Origin of the sequence: Pseudomonas sp. ML96 (assembly GCF_000761545.1) — a bacterium.
Lineage (GTDB): Bacteria > Pseudomonadota > Gammaproteobacteria > Pseudomonadales > Pseudomonadaceae > Aquipseudomonas.
In genome coordinates this window covers 229,785-246,733 of sequence record NZ_JPMY01000037.1, presented here as the reverse complement: position 1 = coordinate 246,733, position 16,949 = coordinate 229,785, and the positions used below count along the sequence as shown (strand labels likewise).

The 16,949-nt window shown below is 66.1% G+C and carries 23 protein-coding genes; 8 read left to right on the top strand and 15 right to left on the bottom strand.

From position 1 onward, the window contains the following. Window positions 1-7: 7 nt before the first annotated feature. The 5 genes from IP89_RS18390 to pip form a co-directional block, all read right to left on the bottom strand. Complete coding sequence (locus IP89_RS18390; RefSeq protein ID WP_043311109.1) at window positions 8-742, bottom strand: amino acid ABC transporter ATP-binding protein; 735 nt, start codon at window positions 740-742, stop codon at window positions 8-10. Beyond that, window positions 735-1,697 carry an amino acid ABC transporter permease gene (locus IP89_RS18385; RefSeq protein WP_043311108.1) on the bottom strand — a complete coding sequence of 321 codons (963 nt, stop codon included), beginning with the start codon at window positions 1,695-1,697 and terminating at the stop codon, window positions 735-737. The genes IP89_RS18390 and IP89_RS18385 overlap by 8 nt, the downstream gene beginning before the upstream one ends. 93 nt (window positions 1,698-1,790) lie before the next feature. Further along, window positions 1,791-2,582 (bottom strand): transporter substrate-binding domain-containing protein, encoded by a 792-nt coding sequence (locus tag IP89_RS18380; protein WP_043311107.1) that lies wholly within the window; start codon window positions 2,580-2,582, stop codon window positions 1,791-1,793. A gap of 148 nt (window positions 2,583-2,730) precedes the next feature. Continuing rightward, a complete protein-coding gene (gene dtd, locus IP89_RS18375; RefSeq protein WP_043311106.1) occupies window positions 2,731-3,168 on the bottom strand; it encodes a D-aminoacyl-tRNA deacylase in 438 nt (145 codons plus the stop codon). After that, window positions 3,165-4,136: a prolyl aminopeptidase gene (gene pip / locus IP89_RS18370; protein ID WP_043311105.1), complete on the bottom strand. Its 972-nt coding sequence runs from the start codon at window positions 4,134-4,136 to the stop codon at window positions 3,165-3,167. The genes dtd and pip overlap by 4 nt, the downstream gene beginning before the upstream one ends. Before the next feature lie 92 nt (window positions 4,137-4,228). Between pip and IP89_RS18365 the strand changes: the two genes are divergently transcribed. Continuing rightward, complete coding sequence (locus IP89_RS18365; protein WP_043311104.1) at window positions 4,229-4,660, top strand: hypothetical protein; 432 nt, start codon at window positions 4,229-4,231, stop codon at window positions 4,658-4,660. A gap of 6 nt (window positions 4,661-4,666) precedes the next feature. Here the strand turns inward: IP89_RS18365 and IP89_RS18360 are convergent, their stop codons facing one another. After that, window positions 4,667-5,221 (bottom strand): isoprenylcysteine carboxylmethyltransferase family protein, encoded by a 555-nt coding sequence (locus IP89_RS18360; RefSeq protein ID WP_043311103.1) that lies wholly within the window; start codon window positions 5,219-5,221, stop codon window positions 4,667-4,669. Between the two features lie 82 nt (window positions 5,222-5,303). Here IP89_RS18360 and IP89_RS18355 point away from each other — a divergent pair, with 82 nt between their 5' ends. Genes IP89_RS18355 through IP89_RS18330 form a run of 6 tightly spaced genes read left to right on the top strand, consistent with a single transcriptional unit; the run spans window position 5,304 to window position 9,677 of the window. Continuing rightward, window positions 5,304-5,711 (top strand): beta-hydroxyacyl-ACP dehydratase, encoded by a 408-nt coding sequence (locus IP89_RS18355; protein ID WP_043311102.1) that lies wholly within the window; start codon window positions 5,304-5,306, stop codon window positions 5,709-5,711. Beyond that, a complete protein-coding gene (locus IP89_RS18350; RefSeq protein WP_043311101.1) occupies window positions 5,704-6,588 on the top strand; it encodes an ABC transporter ATP-binding protein in 885 nt (294 codons plus the stop codon). Before IP89_RS18355 ends, IP89_RS18350 begins: the two co-directional genes overlap by 8 nt. After that, window positions 6,585-7,769: an ABC transporter permease gene (locus IP89_RS18345; protein WP_043311100.1), complete on the top strand. Its 1,185-nt coding sequence runs from the start codon at window positions 6,585-6,587 to the stop codon at window positions 7,767-7,769. Before IP89_RS18350 ends, IP89_RS18345 begins: the two co-directional genes overlap by 4 nt. Next, a complete protein-coding gene (locus IP89_RS18340) occupies window positions 7,754-8,017 on the top strand; it encodes a hypothetical protein (RefSeq protein WP_043311099.1) in 264 nt (87 codons plus the stop codon). Before IP89_RS18345 ends, IP89_RS18340 begins: the two co-directional genes overlap by 16 nt. Then, window positions 8,014-9,123 carry a beta-ketoacyl synthase N-terminal-like domain-containing protein gene (locus IP89_RS18335; RefSeq protein WP_043311098.1) on the top strand — a complete coding sequence of 370 codons (1,110 nt, stop codon included), beginning with the start codon at window positions 8,014-8,016 and terminating at the stop codon, window positions 9,121-9,123. Before IP89_RS18340 ends, IP89_RS18335 begins: the two co-directional genes overlap by 4 nt. Further along, window positions 9,120-9,677: a hypothetical protein gene (locus tag IP89_RS18330; protein ID WP_043311097.1), complete on the top strand. Its 558-nt coding sequence runs from the start codon at window positions 9,120-9,122 to the stop codon at window positions 9,675-9,677. The genes IP89_RS18335 and IP89_RS18330 overlap by 4 nt, the downstream gene beginning before the upstream one ends. A 21-nt stretch (window positions 9,678-9,698) precedes the next feature. Here the strand turns inward: IP89_RS18330 and IP89_RS18325 are convergent, their stop codons facing one another. The 5 genes from IP89_RS18325 to IP89_RS18305 form a co-directional block, all read right to left on the bottom strand. Continuing rightward, on the bottom strand, window positions 9,699-10,295 hold the full coding sequence (locus IP89_RS18325) for a hypothetical protein (RefSeq protein ID WP_043311096.1): 597 nt from the start codon (window positions 10,293-10,295) through the stop codon (window positions 9,699-9,701). A 61-nt stretch (window positions 10,296-10,356) separates the two neighbouring features. Then, entirely contained in the window at window positions 10,357-11,370 is a 1,014-nt protein-coding gene (locus IP89_RS18320) for a BtrH N-terminal domain-containing protein (protein WP_043311095.1), read from the bottom strand. Then, a complete protein-coding gene (locus IP89_RS18315) occupies window positions 11,367-11,774 on the bottom strand; it encodes a hypothetical protein (RefSeq protein ID WP_043311094.1) in 408 nt (135 codons plus the stop codon). The genes IP89_RS18320 and IP89_RS18315 overlap by 4 nt, the downstream gene beginning before the upstream one ends. Then, on the bottom strand, window positions 11,764-12,921 hold the full coding sequence (locus tag IP89_RS18310) for a beta-ketoacyl-ACP synthase III (protein ID WP_043311093.1): 1,158 nt from the start codon (window positions 12,919-12,921) through the stop codon (window positions 11,764-11,766). The genes IP89_RS18315 and IP89_RS18310 overlap by 11 nt, the downstream gene beginning before the upstream one ends. Before the next feature lie 20 nt (window positions 12,922-12,941). Continuing rightward, window positions 12,942-13,766, bottom strand: coding sequence for a dialkylrecorsinol condensing enzyme (locus IP89_RS18305; RefSeq protein WP_256203164.1), 825 nt, complete (start codon window positions 13,764-13,766; stop codon window positions 12,942-12,944). Between the two features lie 125 nt (window positions 13,767-13,891). On the opposite strand from IP89_RS18305, the gene IP89_RS18300 reads away from it, so the two are divergent. Further along, on the top strand, window positions 13,892-14,320 hold the full coding sequence (locus IP89_RS18300; RefSeq protein ID WP_081963301.1) for a DUF2141 domain-containing protein: 429 nt from the start codon (window positions 13,892-13,894) through the stop codon (window positions 14,318-14,320). Here IP89_RS18300 and IP89_RS18295 read toward each other — a convergent pair. The 4 genes from IP89_RS18295 to IP89_RS18280 form a co-directional block, all read right to left on the bottom strand. Further along, window positions 14,317-14,853, bottom strand: a complete 537-nt coding sequence (locus IP89_RS18295; protein ID WP_043311091.1) for a lipocalin family protein — start codon at window positions 14,851-14,853, stop codon at window positions 14,317-14,319. The two genes, IP89_RS18300 and IP89_RS18295, sit on opposite strands and share 4 nt — an antisense overlap. A 57-nt stretch (window positions 14,854-14,910) precedes the next feature. Then, window positions 14,911-15,165 (bottom strand): lipoprotein, encoded by a 255-nt coding sequence (locus IP89_RS18290; protein WP_043311090.1) that lies wholly within the window; start codon window positions 15,163-15,165, stop codon window positions 14,911-14,913. Between the two features lie 74 nt (window positions 15,166-15,239). After that, entirely contained in the window at window positions 15,240-15,842 is a 603-nt protein-coding gene (locus IP89_RS18285; RefSeq protein WP_043311089.1) for a DUF924 family protein, read from the bottom strand. 3 nt (window positions 15,843-15,845) lie between these two features. Next, the gene (locus tag IP89_RS18280; protein WP_043311088.1) at window positions 15,846-16,856 is read right to left on the bottom strand and encodes a class 1 fructose-bisphosphatase; all 1,011 of its coding nucleotides are present in this window, start codon (window positions 16,854-16,856) and stop codon (window positions 15,846-15,848) included. Window positions 16,857-16,949: the final 93 nt, after the last annotated feature.

The following is a 16,949-nucleotide window of genomic DNA, read 5'->3' as shown; positions in this document are numbered from 1 at the left end:
TTTGTCGTTACAGCACCTGACGCAGGAAGCTCTGCGCCCGTGCATCCTGCGGCTGGGCGAAGAACTGCGCCGGTGGCGCGTCCTCCAGCAGCTTGCCGTGGTCGAAGAACAGCACACGGTCGGCCACTTCGCGGGCGAAGCCCATCTCGTGGGTGACGCAGACCATGGTCATGCCTTCCTGGGCCAGCTGCTTCATCACGTCCAGTACCTCGCCGACCATTTCCGGGTCGAGCGCCGAGGTCGGTTCGTCGAACAGCATGACCTTGGGCTCCATGCACAGGGCACGGGCGATGGCCACGCGCTGTTGCTGGCCGCCGGACAGGCGCGAGGGATACTCATGGGCCTTCTGCGCGATGCCGACCTTGGCCAGCAACGCCTGGGCCTTGGCCTCGCGCTCGGCCTTGCCGCGCTTGCGCACGATCTTCTGCGCCAGGCACAGGTTCTCCAGCACGGTCATATGCGGGAACAGGTTGAAGTGCTGGAACACCATGCCCACCTCGCGGCGGTAAGCGTTCACATCGGTCTTCGGGTTGGCCAGGTCGACGCCGTCGATGCTCACCGAGCCCTCGTCGAGTTCTTCCAGGCCATTGAGGCAGCGCAGGAAGGTGGACTTGCCGGAGCCGGACGGGCCGATCACCACCACCACTTCGCCACGCTGCACCTGCGTGGTGACGTTATCCACCGCGCGCACTTCGTGGCCGCGGGCGTCGAAGACTTTTACCAGGTTGCGGACTTCAATCACTTTTGCCGAGCCTCCGCTCCAGTCGGTTGGCGATCTGCGACAGCGGCAGGTTGATCACCAGGTACAGGCCGGCCACGCAGAACCAGATCTCGAAGGTGGAGAACGAGGTGGTGATGGCTTCGCGGCCACTCTTGGTCAGTTCGGTGATGGCGATCACCGAGACCAGCGAGGTGTCCTTGACCAGGCTGATGAACTGCCCGGCCAGCGGCGGCAGCACGCGCTTGAACGCCTGCGGCAGGATTACATGACGCATGCTCTGCGATGCGGTCAGGCCCAGTGAGCGGGCCGCCTCGTTCTGCCCCTTGGCCACCGACTGCACGCCGGCGCGGACGATCTCGCCAACATAAGCTCCGGTGAACAGCGCCAGTGCGGCCACCCCGGCGAACTCGCGGGACAGGTTGAGCACGGTGCCGATGAAGAAGTAGAAGATGAAGATCTGCACCAGCAGCGGCGTGCCGCGCACCAGCTCGACGTACACGGTGGACAGGTCGCGCAGGGTCGGGTTGCTCGACAGCCGGCACAGGCCGGTGACCAGGCCGATCACCAGGGCCAGCGCACCGGATGCCACGGAGATCCACAGGGTGGTCCACAGGCCCCAGAGCAGCGGGCCGGCAGCCCAGTGGCGGGTGACGCCGATCTCGTCGCCTTCGCTGACATCGTCGCCCTCGGCCACCCGCAGGCTGTCGCTGGCGATCTCCAGCACCTGCTCCTCGCCACCCTCGGCGGTGAGGGTCACGCGGGTCTGCTCGCCATTCTCGGCGATGGCACTGACGCTGCCGTAGTCGGCGGCGCGCTGCGCTTCTTCTGCCTGGTAGGCGAAGTACTGCGGCACGCGGCTCCAGTGCCACTCGTAGGCGATCAGCGAGGTGGAGTACCAGAGGCCCCAGGCCACCAGGGCCAGGATCAGTCCGGTGAGGACGTGCCAGGGCCAGGTACGACGATGTTTTCTAATCACGGGAAATCTCGCTCATGGCGGGGAACAGAAACAGGCCCGACCTTGTGGGCCGGGCCTGTCATCACCAGCGAGGACCGAAGTCCGCCGCGGGGTTTATTCCATCTCTTTCAGCCAGTCGTTCTTCTTGAACCACTTGGTGTGAATGCGCTCGTAGGTGCCGTCGTGCTTGATCTGGTTCAGCCAGTTGTTGATCCAGTTCAGGCTGTCGTGGTCGCCCTTCTTCAGGCCGAAGGCCAGAGGCTCGAAGGTGAACGGCTCGTCGAGGAACACCAGCTTGCCGGCGCCGGCTTTGTTCACCGCTACCACGTTGTACGGGGCATCGTAGATGAAGGCGTCGGCCTTGCCGTTGACCACGTCCATCACCGCTTCCTGCTCGTTGTCGAAGCCGTGGTACTGGGCCTTGGAGATCAGCTTCTTGGCGACCATTTCGCCGGTGGTGCCGATCTTCGAGGTGATGCGGTACTTGCCGTCGTTGAGGTCCTTGTAGGACTTGATCTCGCCTTGCAGCTCCTTGCGGATCAGCAGGGTCTGGCCGACCACGATGAAGGGCTCGGGGAAGTTGACCCGCAGGTTGCGCTCCTGGGTCACGGTCATGCCGGAACCGATCATGTCGAACTTGTCGGTCAGCAGAGCCGGGATGATGCCGTCGTAGCTGGTGGACACCAGCTCCAGCTTGACGCCCATGGCCTTGGCCATGGCTTTCAGCAGATCGACTTCGAAGCCGATGATCTCACCGCGCTTGTTGGTCATCTCGAAGGGCATGTAGGTCGGGTCCATGCCGACGCGCAGGGTGCCGCGCTTGACCGCGTCGTCGACCATGCCGGCGTGGGCCAGGCCGCTCACCGCGCAGGCGGAAAGCAGCAGAGATGCGAGAAACTTCTTCATTCCTATCTCCTAAGGGACAGCTCGTAATACGGATGCGCCCCCACGGACACCGGGGCAAGGCGGGCAATCCTAACCGCCCGAACTGTGGATGGCGAGTCGCAAAACAGGCAGGAATCGAGCCAGATCGCCGCACCGACGACCGGTCGGTTCAGATGTCGAGGAGAAAAGTCACCGGGCCATCGTTGACCAGGTACACCTGCATGTCGGCGCCGAAGCGCCCGGTGGCCACCTGCGGGTGCTGCTCGCGGGCCAGCGCCACCAGTTGCTCGAACAGCGCCAGGCCCTGGGCTGGCGGTGCGGCGGTGGAGAAGCTCGGGCGCAGGCCACTCTTGGTATCGGCGGCCAGGGTGAACTGCGAGACCAGCAGCAACCCGCCGTTCACGTCCGTCAGCGACAGATTCATCTTGCCTTCGGCATCGCTGAAAACGCGGTAGGCGAGCATCCGTTTCAAACCCTTGGCCAGCGTCGTCGCATCGTCCTGCGGCTCGATACCGACCAGCACCAGCAGGCCCTGATCGATGGCGCCGACTATCTCGCTATCGACTTCGACACGGGCGCCACGCACGCGCTGCAGCAGCAGCTTCACGCGTCTTCCAGCGGCAGGTCGAGCAGGCGCCGAGCCATCTGGTCGGCGGCGCGCACCAGGGCGTCGGTGATGCCCGGCTCGGCGGCGGCATGGCCGGCGTCGCGGATGATCTGCAGCTCGCTGTTGGGCCAGGCCTGGTGCAGCGCCCAGGCGTTGTCCAGCGGGCAGATCACGTCATAGCGGCCATGCACGATCACGCCCGGCAGGTGGGCGATCTTCGGCATGTCGCGCAGCAACTGGTCTTCCTCGAGGAAGGCGTTGTTGACGAAGTAGTGGCACTCGATGCGGGCGATCGACAGCGCGCGCTGCGGCTCGCTGAAGCGGTCGACCACCACCGGGTTCGGTCGCAGGGTGGCGGTGCGCCCTTCCCAGCACGACCAGGCCTTGGCCGCGTGCATCTGGGCAATCTGGTCGGCGCCGGTCAGGCGCTTGTAGAAGGCTTGCACCAGATCGCCGCGCTCCTCGGCCGGAATCGGTGCGATGTAGTCTTCCCAGTAGTCGGGGAACAGGCGGCTGGCGCCTTCCTGGTAGAACCAGCTGATCTCCTGCGGGCGGCAGAGGAAAATACCGCGCAGGATCAGGCCATGTACGCGCTCGGGATGCGCCTGGGCGTAGGCCAGGGCCAGGGTCGAGCCCCAGGAGCCACCGAACAGCAGCCACTTGTCGATGCCCAGGTGCTCGCGGATGCGTTCGAGGTCGGCGACCAGGGTCTGGGTGTTGTTGTTCTCCAGGCTGGCGTGCGGCGTGGAGCGACCGCAGCCGCGCTGGTCGAAGGTGACGATGCGGTACAGGTTGGGATCGAAGTAGCGGCGGCTGGCGCTATCGCAGCCGGCGCCCGGGCCGCCATGGATGAACACCACCGGCAAACCATCCGCGGAGCCGCTCTCGTCCACGTAGAGCACATGCGGCTCGTCCACCGCCAGCTCGTGGCGGGCGTGGGGTTTGATCTCCGGATACAAAGTCAGCATGGCGCACTCCCGAGTCTGTGCGTATGGTCCCTGAGACCGTCTGCCGACGGTCAGCCGTGCCGGGCATCATAACCATGAAAAGGACCTTGAACATGACTCGAGCGCAACTAATCCCCGCTTTTCTGCTGATCTGCGCACTGCTCGGCGGCTGTACCTCAAGCGACCCGCAGGCTGCCCTGGAGGCGGCCGTTCAGCAGTTGCAGGACAACCTGGAAGCCAAGGACACCGGCGCGGTCATGGACCAGCTGCACCCGCAGTTCAGCGCCCAGCAGCAGTACGACCGCACCTGGGCGCAGCGCACCATGGCCATGCTGTTCCTGCGCCACAAGCAGGTGCGGGTGATGGCCATCGGCACGCGCAGTGAAGTCGACGCCACCTACAGCAACAAGGGCCATACCCGCGCCGAAGTGGCGGTGACCGGCGCCGAAGGGCTGATCCCGGACAGCGCCCGCCACTACAGCGTCGAACTGGAGTGGTGGCTGGAAGACGGCGAGTGGAAGCTGGCGCGGCTGCAGTGGGAGTGAGCCGGCTCAGAACAGCCAGGGAATGAACATGCGGCTGCGCTGCATATAGGCGCGATAGGCCTCGCCGAAGTAGGCCAGGCACTCCGCCTCATCACGCCGCGCCGCCAGGTACAGCAACACGCTGGCCACAGCCGCCAGCACCAGGGTCGCCAGGTGTAGGTCCTTGCAGGCGATGCCCCAGGTCAGCAGCAGCAGCGAGCAGAACAGCGGGTGGCGGATGAAGTGGTAGATGCCGCCGGTGACCAGCTGCGAGGTGCGCTCGAAGGCGTACAGCTCGTCATCCTGGCGCTGCTCGTTGGGCTTGCCCTCGCGGCGCAGCTGGTAGATGCCGCAGAACAGCACGCTCAGCGAGGCGAACAACAGCACCCAGGAAATGCGCTGGTGCAGGGCGTAGCGATCCTCGAACCACACCGGCGCATTGAGCACCAGCAGGCCCAGCATCGCCTCCCAGGCGAGGAAGCGGTAGAAGCCGTGGGAACGGGTGTTCTTCAGCGCGCGCCAGGAGATGCCCAGCAGCACCAGTGAGCCAACGACAAACCCCGCCACCTGCAGCCACGCCATCCCTTTCTCCTCCGTCTGCCGCTTCGCCAGCCTCGTCCAGGCCTCTGATACACTGCCGGCCTCTTCAGTTCCGGCGTACGCAATGGACCGCACCCAACTGCACAGCCTGCTGCCACACCAGGGCCAAGCCCTGTGGCTGGATGCCCTGCTCGGCCACGACACCGGCCGCATCGAGGGGCTGTCCGCCTGGCATCACCTGGACGCCCTGGGCCACGACGCCTCGCCCTGCCTGCTGTTCGAGGCCGCCGCCCAGCTGTGCGCCGCGCATGGTGCCCTATATGGCGAGGATAACGCCATCGACATGGCCCTGGTGGGCAAGCTGTCGCAGTTGCAGCTGCACTTCGAGCCGCAACACCGCGAGGGCGCGCTGCATGTCGCCGCCATCCAGGAAGCGCTGAGCCCGGCCGGCGCCCTCTATGCCTTCAGCATCCACGCCGAGCAGCGCCTGCTGCTGGACGGCAAGCTCCTGCTGGTACTGGTCCGTGCTTGAACTGAGCAACCTCAGCCACCACTATCCCGGCGCCGACACCCCGGCCCTGCAGGGCATCGACCTGCAGTTGCAGGCCGGCCAGTGCCTGGGCTTGCTCGGCAGCAACGGCGCCGGCAAGACCACCTTGCTCTCCCTGCTAGCCGGCGTGCTGCCGCTGCAGCAGGGTGAGATCCGCTGGGAAGGCGAGCGCAGCCTCGGCCTGGTGCCGCAGCAGCTAGCCTTCTATGCCGAGCTCAAGGTGCGCGAGAACCTCGAGCTGTTCGCCGATCTCTATCGCCTACGCGGCGCCGAACGTGCCCGCCGCCTGGAGTTGTGCATCGCCAGCACCGCACTGGAGAGCAAGCTGCAACGCCGCGCCGCGCGCCTGTCCGGCGGCGAGCAGCGACGACTGAACTTCGCCATCGGCCTGCTGCAACCGGCGCGCCTGTACCTGTTCGACGAAGCCACGGTGGGCGTCGACGCCACCAGCCGCCAGCTGCTGCTGGGCGCCGTCGAGCGCCTCACCAGCGAGGGCCACGGGGTGATCTACACCAGCCACTACCTCGACGAGATCGAGCGCGTGGCCCAGCGCATCGTTCTGCTGCACGAGGGCCGCGTGCGCCTGGACCTGGACAGCCGCCAGCTGCTCGGCGACAGCCACGGCCTATTGCTGGAATGGCAGGGCGAGGAGCCCGCCGGGCTGCGCGAGCTGCTGGGCAAGCTGCACCTGAGCGCCGAGACGCTGCCGGGCGGCCTGCGCATCACCGCGCTGGATGGCCCGCAGCTGCTGGAGATCACCCGCTTCCTCGCCGAGCGCCCTGAGCTGCCGCACCTGCTGCGCTTCGGTCGACCCTCGCTGGAGCAGCTCTACCTGCGCCTCAACGGAGGCCGCCTATGAGACTGCGGGCCCTGGTGCGCAAGGAGTTCCTGCTGATGCTGCGCGACCCGCATGCATTGGCCGTGCTGTTCATCATGCCGACCCTGTTCCTGGTGCTGATGGCCGGCGCCATGTCCAACTACCTGCAGGACAAGCCGCCGGCCCTGCGCCTGGTATTGCAGGCCGAACCGAACGGCAGCTACGAACAAGTGTTCCGCGCCGCTCTGCAGGCCCAGCTGCCGGGCAGCGAACTGCTGGCGCAGGGCGATGCGCGCAGCGCTAGGATCAGCCTTCCCGCCGACTTCAGCGAGAGCCTGCTGGACGATGAGCGCCAGGGCCTGGCCCTGAGCTTCCCGCCGCAGCTGGACAAGCTGTCGCGCCAGCACCTGCGCGGCGCCGTGCGCATTGCCCTGGCGCAAACCCGCCTGCTCGCCTTCCTCGAAGACAACGGTGACGTGGATGCCAGCCTGCCATTGGCCGAGCGCCTGGCCCTGGTGCAGCAGCGCACGCAGAGCCAGATTGAGGAACACGAACTGCTGGCCAGCGGCGACCTCAGCGGCCGGGCCAACGCCAGCCAGCTGAGCGTGCCGGCCTGGCTGATCTTCGGCATGTTCTTCGTCGCCCTGCCAATGGCCGGCGGCTTCCAGCGCGAGCAGCAGAGCGGCGCCCTCCTGCGTTTCCGCGCCCTCGACCTCAGTCTGGCCACCCTGGCCCTGAGCAAGCTGCTGCCCTACTTCGCCATCAACCTGGTGCAGTTCGCCCTGCTGCTGAGCATCGGCGTGCACGGCCTGCCGCTGCTCGGCCTGCAGGGCCTGAGCCTGCCCGGCAGCCCGGCGGCCTACGCCCTGCTGGCCATCAGCCTGAGCCTGGCCACCTGCGGCCTCGGCCTGCTGCTGGCGGCACTGGCGCGCAGCGCCGAGCAGGCGTTGTTGCTCGGCGGCGGGATCAATATCATCCTCGCCGCACTGGGCGGCATCATGGTGCCGAAGAGCGTGATGCCAGCGGCCATGGGCCAGCTGGCGGAAGTCTCGCCGATGAGCTGGGCGCTGGACGCCTTCCTCACCCTGCTGGTGGGCCAGGGCTCGCTCACTGACATCGCCCCCTACTGTTTCCGCCTGCTGCTGATGGCTGCCCTGTTGGGCGGCGGTGGCTGGCTTCTGTTCCGCAGACGAGTGCAGCAAACGCAATGGACGAACGACTAGAACAACAACTCAAGCAACTGCTGATTCGTGAGTGCGACAAGGAAGACGACATCGACTGGCAGAGCATCGCCGACGATGAGCCGCTGTTCGGCGCCAAGAGCCGCGTGCAGATGGACAGCCTGGACGCCCTGCAGGTGTCGCTGGCCCTGCAGCAGCACTATGGCGTGCGTATCGAGGGCGCCAAGGACGGCCGCAAGATCCTCGCCAGCATCGCCGATATCGCCGCCTTTATCCGGCAGCAAAAGTGACCCCGGTCTATCTGCAGCGCGGCGCCCTGCACAGCGCCCTGGGCGCCGACCTGAGCGACGCGGCGAGCAACCTGCTAGCCGACCGCCGGCCACAGCCGACGCCCTTCCAGCTGCACGAACTGCAGCAGCCGCGCCCCTACTTCACCGTCGCCACTAACGAGACGCTGGATGCCCGCCTGGATCGCCTGCTGGGCGAAACCCTGGGCGACGCAACGGCCGGCGATTGCCTGTTGATCGTCGCCAGCACCGCGCTGGATATCACCGAGCTGGAAGCCCAGGTGGCGGCCGACGGCGGCTTCCGCTTCGAACACTCCACGCCGCTGGACCTGATAGCCGAGCGCCTGTGCCAACGCCACGGCTTTGCCGATGCCTTCACCCTCAACACTGCCTGCACCAGCGCCGCCAATGGCCTGCTCTACGGTGCGCGCCTGCTCGCCAGTGGCGAATACAAGCAGGTACTGGTACTGGCCTTCGAGACGCCCAGCGCCATCGCCCAGCAGGGTTTCGGCGCCCTCGACCTGACCAGCCCCAGCGGCGCCTATCGGCCCTTCCATCCCGAGCGCGATGGCCTGGTGCTCGGCGAGTGCTACTGCGCCACCCTGCTCGGCCTCGAACCCGGTCCGGTGCCACTGGCGAAGCTGCTCGGCGGCTTCAGCGCCTGCGATACCAGCAGCCTGACCACCACCCGCGAAGACGGCAGCCATATCGACTGGGTGATGCAACGTGCGCTGACCACCGCCGGCGTGACAGCCGAACAGATCGGCCTGGCCAAGCTGCACGGTACCGCCACCGGCGCCAACGATCTGGCCGAGAGCGCCGGCATGCGCCGGCTCTATCCCGAGGCGATGCCGCCGCTGGCCGTGCTCAAGCCCTGGCTCGGCCATACCCTTGGCGCCTGTGGCCTGAGCGAGACCCTGTTGCTGCTCGCCGCCCTGCGCCAAGGCCCGCTGCCGGTGCTGGATTATGCCGATGCGGCGCTGCTGCCCTTGCCTAGCGAGCCGACGGCGATCGCCCCCGACGCCCTGCTGCTGGCCAACTTCTTCGGCTTCGGCGGCAACAACGCCAGCCTGGTGCTGCAGGGCTGCATTGCGGGAGAACAGCCATGAAGGTTATCGCCGCCAGCGAGATCCATGGCAGCGCCGAGCTAGACGACAAGGCGCTGAAAGCCGCGCTCAGCCAGTACCTAGCCAGCCCGCCGCGGCGCATCGATCGTCTGATCTTCCAGGCCCTGCTCGGCGCCGCCCTGCTCAAGGAGCATGTGCGCAGCGACTGCGGCCTGTACCTGGCCTCGCGTCACCCGGCGCGGCCGACCATGGGCGCGCTGCTCGACGCCGTGTGCGTGCAGCAGCGCCAGCCCAAGCCCTTCGAGTTCGTCAACAGCGTGAGCAATGCCGCCGGCTTCCATGTCGCCCAGCAGCTGGGCCTGGAAGGGCCGAACCTGTTCGTCGGTGCAGGGCCACGAGTGTGGCCGCAACTGCAGCGACTGGCCGCACTGGACCTGGCCGATGGCCTGGTCAGCCAGGCGCTGCTGGTGGTGGTCGAAGACCTGGGTGATTTCCGCGTACAGGCAGTGCTGCTGGAACGCGGCGTACCGGCTACATCGGCGGAGGATTTCGCCAAGCTGACAGCGGCCATTGAAGTGCAGCAGGTCAACCTGTAGCGCCCCTCTGGCCACTACGCCTTATTGGCTGTTCGGCACCTTGATCAGCTGTTCGCTGCACTCCTTGGTCACGTGCCTACTAGGAGATTCGGACGCTTTTTTGCAGTGAGATATAGCAAGGCCGTAGGAGGCCTCGGCAGCCTGAAAGTCGTCAGCTTCATCCAGCGTCTCGCTGAAAACCAATGAACCATTCAGAGCTGTTATTTGAATCTCTGCACGACCTCGGTAAGCAACCCGAATGTCCTCATCTACGTATTCGCGCTCAATGCGAGCGGCCGCGATACTGACGCGAAAATGAGGAAGCTCGCAGATGATGGGCGAGTCCAGCTGGCGGCCATATTGCTGGCCAAACACATGGAGACCGTGCTTGCGCTCAAGCGTCTTTAACGCATTCTCATGACGTTGCCAGCTATCCAAGACCCAAGACTTACGATTCTCTTGCTCCGGCACGCTAGGCCAAATCCAGTCACCGACATTCCAAATACCTACAAAGTCCAAACGTATTGCCTGGAGCTGCGGCATACAGCGAATAGAAAGAAACTCGTAGTACTCATCAGCATTAGCCGTGGATACCAGCATCCAGACGGTGGCTCCCAGCAGATACCGCTGCAAACTCATATTGCTTCATCCCTGATGTAGTAGCGTTCTCTCAGCCCACTTGTCTGAATCCGTAATTTGCTCAGCCCTTGCGCTTGCTCCAGGCGCCCAGCTCCTTCATCAGCGCGCGCTCCTGGCCGGCGATGCCACGCAGCATCTCGGCGATGGGACGGAAGTCCGGCGCCTCTCCCTTGCTGCGGCTGGCGCGCACGCAGGCCGAGGCGAACTGGCGCCAGTCGTCACCGATGGCGGTCAGGCGTGCCGAGGCCGCGCCCAGTTCGGCCGCGCCGATCTTCTCGCCGGCCTCCTGCAGGAAGCTGGCGTACATGAAGCGGAAGCCGGCGCCGCCGGTGCCGATCTCTTCCTGCATACGCACGATGTGGGTCAGGTACAGGCGGTTGTACTTGGTCTGCGCCGGATCGAGGTTTTCGACCTGCTTGGCCAGGTGCTGGATGCCACGAATACCGATCCACGGCAGCGGCATGCCGTCGAGGATGCGCGTGGTGCCGAGCACCGCCTGGCGGATCAGCTTCTCCCACTCCTGCTCCTGCGGCACGTCGTCGAGCCAGTACATCAGGCCCTTGGCCGCCAGCGCGCCCTTGGCGAAGCGCGCCTTCTGCAGGTCGGCGCTGGCGCAGCGCACCGGCTCCTCGAACACCGGATCGCTGATCAGGTACTCGTCGCCATCGCGGCCGTAGGCCAGCAGGTTGTGCGCGTTGAAGTGGAAGCGCATCTCCGGCGGGAAGTACGGCAGCCAGAACACCGAGCTCTGCAGGCCGGCCAGGCGGCCCTGGTCGAGCAGCGCATCCAGCTCGCGGCGGCCCTGCTCGGGGTTGCCGAAGGTACGGCTGTTGAGGCGTGCGCCGAGGCGCTTGCTCAGGGTCTTGATCAGGTGCTTGGGCGGCATGCGATAGGCAATCAGCGGCATGCCGCTGAGCTTGACGATCGGCAGGTAGGCGAAGGCCAGGCCCGAGGCCAGGCCGAAGGCCATCGGCTCGCTCATCGGCAGGCCGGCGTGGCTCAGCAGGCTGGCCATCACCCCGCTCTCGCAGTGGGCGCTCTGGCGGTGCTGGAAATGCGGTTCGAAGCTGCTCATGCCGGGGCCTTCTGGTAGCCGATCAGTTGTTCCACCGGCAGGCCGAAGGCTTCGGCGTAACGGGCGAGGATAGATGCGCTCAGGCGCCGGTAGATGGCCGGACGGAAGTGCCGGCGGATGCGCCACTGAAACAGCCCGGTGATCTGCGCCAGCGCCGGCTCGTCCAGACGGTAGCGGTACATCAGGCATTTCAGCGGCGACAGCTCGCCGCGCTGCCAGGCCGCCTCGGCCTCGGCTTCCTGGGCCTCCAGCTCGGCCACGGCCAGTTGGGTGGCGTAAGCCTCGGTGTCCCAGCCGTCGCTCTGCGCGCGCTGGTAGTGGCCCTCGGCGTCCACCGCGTAGACCAGTTTGCTGTGGCCGCCGTAGGTGGAGCTGTGATCCTGGGGAACCTCGTCAAGCTTCATCGCCGACCACCGTCAGATGCATGAATGCGCTGGAGAAGCGGCCGCTCTCCGGCACGTAGCAGAGCAGGCGCTCGCCACGGCGCAGGCGGCCGCCGTTGAACAGTTCCTCAAGGATGATGAAGATCGAGGCGGCGCCGGTGTTGCCCTTGCTGGTCAGGTTGGTGAACCAGCGCTCCTGGGGAATCGGCAGGTCGGCCTCGGCCAGGCCCTCGGCCAGGCGCTCGCGGAAGAACTCGGAGGAGTAGTGCGGCAGGAAGTGGTCGATGTCCGCCACGCGCAGGTCGCGCTTGTGCAGGATGCGCTTGAGCGCCTCGACCACGGTGACACGCACGATGTTGTCGTTGAGCAGTTTGACGTCCTGCTTGATCGCCATCACCGAGCGGCGGCTACGCTCGTCGGCGTCGAAGCGGCTCCAGCCGGTCAGGCCGCCCTCCTCCATCTCGGCGCCGGCGTACATGCACGGCGGCATCTGGTCGGCGAAGGAGAGAATGTCGATCCAGTCGATGCGCAGGCTCAGGCCACGCGCGTTGGGCTGGCCCTGCAGCCACACGGCGCCGGCGCCATCGGAGAGCATCCAGCGCAGGAAGTCCTTCTCGAAGGCGATCTCCGGGTGGCTTTCCAGCTCCTCGGCGCGGCGCTCGTACTCGGCGTCGAAGTTGCGCGCCTGCATCAGCGCGGAAGCCACTTCGGAGCCGCAGGCAACGGCGTTACGGCTCTCGCCACTGGCCACGCTGAGGTAGGCGTATTTCAGCGCAGTCATGCCGCACAGACAGATGCCGGCGGTGGTCACCACTTCGCTGGGCGGGTTGCCCAGCTCGCCATGCACCATCACCGCATGGCCGGGCATGGTCTGGTCCGGCGATGAGGTGCTGGCCACCAGGCAGTCCAGGTCAGCCAGATCGAAGCCTGGAGCCTGCAGCTCGCGGATGGCGGCGGCGCTGATCTGCGCGTTGCTCATCGCCTGCTGGCCGCTGGCCGGGTCGATCACGTAGTGACGGTTCTGGATGCCGTTGCGCTTGAGCACCAGGCGCCGCGCCCGCGACGGTTGGCCGCCGACGAAGCCTAGGCGCTCCTCCATCTGCTCGTTGTCGACCGGGTCGAACGGCAGGTAGGCGCTGATGCGGTTGATGAAGACGGGATTGGCCACGTTGAATTCCTCGGGTCACTTCACTCGCCGGACGGACCGGCGAAGTAGGCCTTTTCACGCAGAGTCCGTTCCCTGGACAGCGGAGCCAGCAGTTTCTTGAGCAGGGCGCCGAGCGGCACCACGGTGATGATCAGACACAGCAGGAAGACGATATAAACCACCAGGCCGACACCTCGGCGCGTGCTCTGCTGCGGGCCGAGGGCGGAGAGCAGGCGGCTCCACAGCTGGAAGCTGCGGTTGCCGACCTTCTCGCTGCCGATCAGCTTCTCGTCGATGCGCACGGCGCCGAGTCCCTGCAGCATGGGCTGGACGATGGGCAGCTGGTCAGCCGTCAGACGCCGCGCAATGGCCTTGCCGAAGCGGCTGGCGGCGACGATCTCGCCCTCCTCGATACCGGCGCGCGGCACCCAGGAATAGGGTTTCTGCCGGCCGGTGAACATCCACAGCGGGGTGGCCAGGAAGCTCGCGGCGGTGCCGCAGGCGTCGGTCAGGGCTATGTTGTCGACCAGGCGCGCGCCGAGCTGGGTCAGGCGCACCTTGATCTTCTCCTGGGCCATCAGCCACATGTTGCGGCAGCCGATCAGGGTCACCACCGGGGTGTCCTTGAACAGTTTGGCGGCCTCCTGCGAGGCGAGGAAGCTGGTCACCGGCAGCGACGGCGAGAGGAACCACACCTGGTAGGCGAGGATGATCAGGTCATAGCGTTTACTCGCATCCACCTGCAATGGCAGCAGTGGCTGCGGGCGCATCAGCACCGTCTCGGGGAAGATGCGGAAGAAACCGAGGAAAGGCCAGGGGAAGGGAAAGGGTTGTGCGGGCTGCAGTTGCAGATGGTCGACCTGCACGCCGGGGGCATTTTCCAGAGGCGCGCATACCGATCGGACCAAGCGGTCCAACTGGCCGGTTTGTGAGAAATGAACCACTAAAACCTGACGCATCCTTTGCCAATTCCCTGCAAAATGGCCGGATTATGCCACAGCGATTTCTTCAAACCGTAACCTGGCCGTGCCTGCTGGCGCTGCTGTTCGTCAGTTCACAGACGTGCGCCGGGGACATTCTGGTCAAGGTCGAAGGCAAACAGGCCAACGGCCTGCTGCACCTGGCCCTGATCGCGGCCGACCAGCCCGACTGGAACGGCCCGATTCTGCGCCAGTTGCAGGGCGATACCGGCGAGCTGCGCCTGAGCGATGTACCGCCGGGGCGCTACGCCGTGCAGCTGTTCCAGGACCTCGACGGCGATGGCGCGCTGGCCCTCAGCCCGCGCGGCGTGCCGCGCGAGCCGGTGGGTTTCTCGACCAATCCCTCGCTGTTCAAGGGCAAGCCGCAGCCGGCGCAATGCCTGTTCGAACACGGCAGCGGCGACACGCAGATCACCGTGAAGCTGCGCAGCCGGCGCTAGTCCGCGCGCCAGATCAGCGCGCCGGTGTCGTAGCCACGCTCGCGGGCCTCGCTCAGCAGGCGATCACGAGTCTCGGCAGAGACCTGCGGGGTGCGCGACAGCAGCCACAGGTATTCGCGATTAGGGTGGCCGACCAGCGCAACCTGATAGTCGGCATCCAGGTACAGCACCCAGTAATCGCCCTTGGTCAGGCCGGGGAAGAGGTTGCTGAACCAGTTGTCGAAACGCACCCAGAGCTTGTCGGTACGCCCCGCCACCTGTGCCTCGGCCGCGCCGCGCGCCTCCTGCCACTCACCCTCGGCCGTGCGGCAACGGTTGGTCACCGCCACGCGGCTGTCCTCCTGCAGGCGGTAGTGCGCCTCAGAGGCGACGCAGTCGCGCTGGAAGAACATCGGCAAGCGAGCCAGCTCGTACCAGGTGCCCTGGTAGCGCTGCAGATCGACCTGGCCAGCGGTCGCTGGCGGATTGTCCGTCGCCCCCGAGCCAGCACAGCCGGCCAGGGCGAGGAGCAGGGAGAGGAGGATGGGGCGCATGGCGAATCTCCGCAAAGGCAGTTCGCTTTGGACCGCGCCCACCGCAGAACGAGCGAGTTACTTGAGGCCCTGGCCGGAGAACAGCATCACCTTGTCGCCGGCGAACTGCACGCTGATGAAGCTCTTCTCGTCGCCCCAGGTGCAGCTGGTCAGCCCCACGGCACCGGAGCACTCGGTAGGATTGCCGAGCATGCTCTCCACCTCGCTCTTGGCCATGCCGGCCTTGAGCTTGGAGTAGTTTTCCTGATTGACCTTGCCGCAGGCGGCGAGCAGGACACAGACGGTGAGAAGGGCGAGATTGCGCAGCGACATGAAGGCAGCTCCAGAAGATGGGGACGTTGCAACAGAGCTTGGCACAGGACCAGCCCAACTGCGCCCCTCGGACCTCAGAAGCGTGAGCCAGGTTCCTCGAGGAAGGCCTGCTCGGCCGCCGTGGAGGCGCGCCCAAGAAGCGCATTGCGATGCGGAAAGCGCGCGAAACGCTGGATCACCTGACGGTGGCGTTCGGCAAAGTCGAGGTAGTTGGCGAACAGCTGCTGCTCGCTGGTCGGTGCCTGATCGCGCAGCGCGGCGAACAGGTTGACCGCCTCGTCCTGCAACGCCAGGTCTTCGGCGTGTTCCAGCACCAGGTAGATGAAGACGCGCTGGATCGGCGTCAGCTCGGCAGCGAACCCACGCGCCAGGCCCTGGCGCACCAGCTCTCTGCCACGGACATCGCCGGCGAAGGCTTGCGGCGTACCGCGGTGGATCATGCGTGGCAGCTGGTCCAGCAGCAGGATCAGCGCCAGCCAGCCCCGCGGCTGCTCGGCCCAGTCCTGCAGCCCACCGGCCAGCGCTGCGGTGCAAGGCTCGCCGAACAGGCGGCGAGCCTCCTCGTCCTGCTCGGCGCGATAGCCGAACCACAGGCCCTGGCGTCGGGCAGCCACCTCGCCGGCACTGGCTTCGGTAGCACCGAACCACCAGTCCAGCAGCGGCTGCCAGGCGTTCACGGGTCAGGCCTTGTGGTAGGCCGTAGCGCGTTCGACTTCTTCCTTCGAGCCGAGGAACACCGCCACGCGCTGGTGCAGGGACTCCGGCTGGATGTCGAGGATACGCTGGGTGCCGTTGGTGGCAGCGCCGCCCGCCTGCTCGATCAGCATCGACATCGGGTTGGCCTCGTACATCAGGCGCAGCTTGCCCGGCTTCTCAGGCTCACGGGCGTCGCGCGGGTACATGAACAGGCCGCCACGGGTGAGGATGCGGTGTACATCGGCCACCATGGAGGCGATCCAGCGCATGTTGTAGTTCTTGCCCAGCGGGCCTTCCTTGCCGGCCAGCAGCTCGTCCACGTAGCGCTTGACCGGGGCTTCCCAGTGGCGCTGGTTGGACATGTTGATGGCGAACTCGGCGGTGCTCTCCGGTACGCGGATGTTGTCGTGGGTGAGCACGAAGCTGCCCATCTCGCGGTCCAGGGTGAAGCCCATGACGCCGTCACCGAGGGTCAGCATCAGCATGGTCTGCGGGCCGTAGATGGCGTAGCCAGCGCAAACCTGCTTGGTGCCAGGCTGCAGGAAGGCCTTCTCGTCCAGGCTGTCGTTCTGGCTCAGGTACTCGTCCGGGCAACGCAGCACGGAGAAGATGGTGCCGACGGAGACGTTGACGTCGATGTTACTGGAGCCATCCAGCGGGTCGAACACCAGCAGGTAGGCGCCTTTCGGGTACTTGCCCGGAATCTGGTAGGCGTTGTCCATCTCTTCGGAAGCCATGCCGGCCAGGTGGCCGCCCCACTCGTTGGCTTCCAGCAGGATCTCGTTGGAGATCACGTCGAGCTTCTTCTGCACCTCGCCCTGCACGTTCTCGGTGCCCATGCTGCCGAGCACGCCGCCGAGGGCGCCCTTGGACACGGCATGGCTGATTTCCTTACAGGCGCGTGCCACCACCTCGATGAGGAAGCGCAGGTCGGCCGGGGTGTTGTGACTGCGGGTCTGTTCGATCAGGTAGCGGCTCAGAGTGACGCGCGACATGGAGGGGCTCCGGAAGCTTGGAAAAATCGGCGGCAGTTTAACCGTTTGCGGGCTCCGGCGCCTCTGCCGAAACCGACAGCAGATGAGAGGATG

Coding starts and splice junctions, on each gene's coding strand:
- IP89_RS18320 (WP_043311095.1), bottom strand. CDS start 11,370: ATGAGCAGCTTCGAACCGCATTTCCAGCACCGCCAGAGCGCCCACTGC.
- IP89_RS18295 (WP_043311091.1), bottom strand. CDS start 14,853: ATGCGCCCCATCCTCCTCTCCCTGCTCCTCGCCCTGGCCGGCTGTGCT.
- IP89_RS18355 (WP_043311102.1), top strand. CDS start 5,304: ATGGACCGCACCCAACTGCACAGCCTGCTGCCACACCAGGGCCAAGCC.
- IP89_RS18330 (WP_043311097.1), top strand. CDS start 9,120: ATGAAGGTTATCGCCGCCAGCGAGATCCATGGCAGCGCCGAGCTAGAC.
- IP89_RS18380 (WP_043311107.1), bottom strand. CDS start 2,582: ATGAAGAAGTTTCTCGCATCTCTGCTGCTTTCCGCCTGCGCGGTGAGC.
- IP89_RS18365 (WP_043311104.1), top strand. CDS start 4,229: ATGACTCGAGCGCAACTAATCCCCGCTTTTCTGCTGATCTGCGCACTG.
- IP89_RS18290 (WP_043311090.1), bottom strand. CDS start 15,165: ATGTCGCTGCGCAATCTCGCCCTTCTCACCGTCTGTGTCCTGCTCGCC.
- IP89_RS18360 (WP_043311103.1), bottom strand. CDS start 5,221: ATGGCGTGGCTGCAGGTGGCGGGGTTTGTCGTTGGCTCACTGGTGCTG.
- pip (WP_043311105.1), bottom strand. CDS start 4,136: ATGCTGACTTTGTATCCGGAGATCAAACCCCACGCCCGCCACGAGCTG.
- IP89_RS18280 (WP_043311088.1), bottom strand. CDS start 16,856: ATGTCGCGCGTCACTCTGAGCCGCTACCTGATCGAACAGACCCGCAGT.
- IP89_RS18325 (WP_043311096.1), bottom strand. CDS start 10,295: ATGAGTTTGCAGCGGTATCTGCTGGGAGCCACCGTCTGGATGCTGGTA.
- IP89_RS18315 (WP_043311094.1), bottom strand. CDS start 11,774: ATGAAGCTTGACGAGGTTCCCCAGGATCACAGCTCCACCTACGGCGGC.
- IP89_RS18340 (WP_043311099.1), top strand. CDS start 7,754: ATGGACGAACGACTAGAACAACAACTCAAGCAACTGCTGATTCGTGAG.
- IP89_RS18300 (WP_081963301.1), top strand. CDS start 13,892: ATGCCACAGCGATTTCTTCAAACCGTAACCTGGCCGTGCCTGCTGGCG.
- IP89_RS18345 (WP_043311100.1), top strand. CDS start 6,585: ATGAGACTGCGGGCCCTGGTGCGCAAGGAGTTCCTGCTGATGCTGCGC.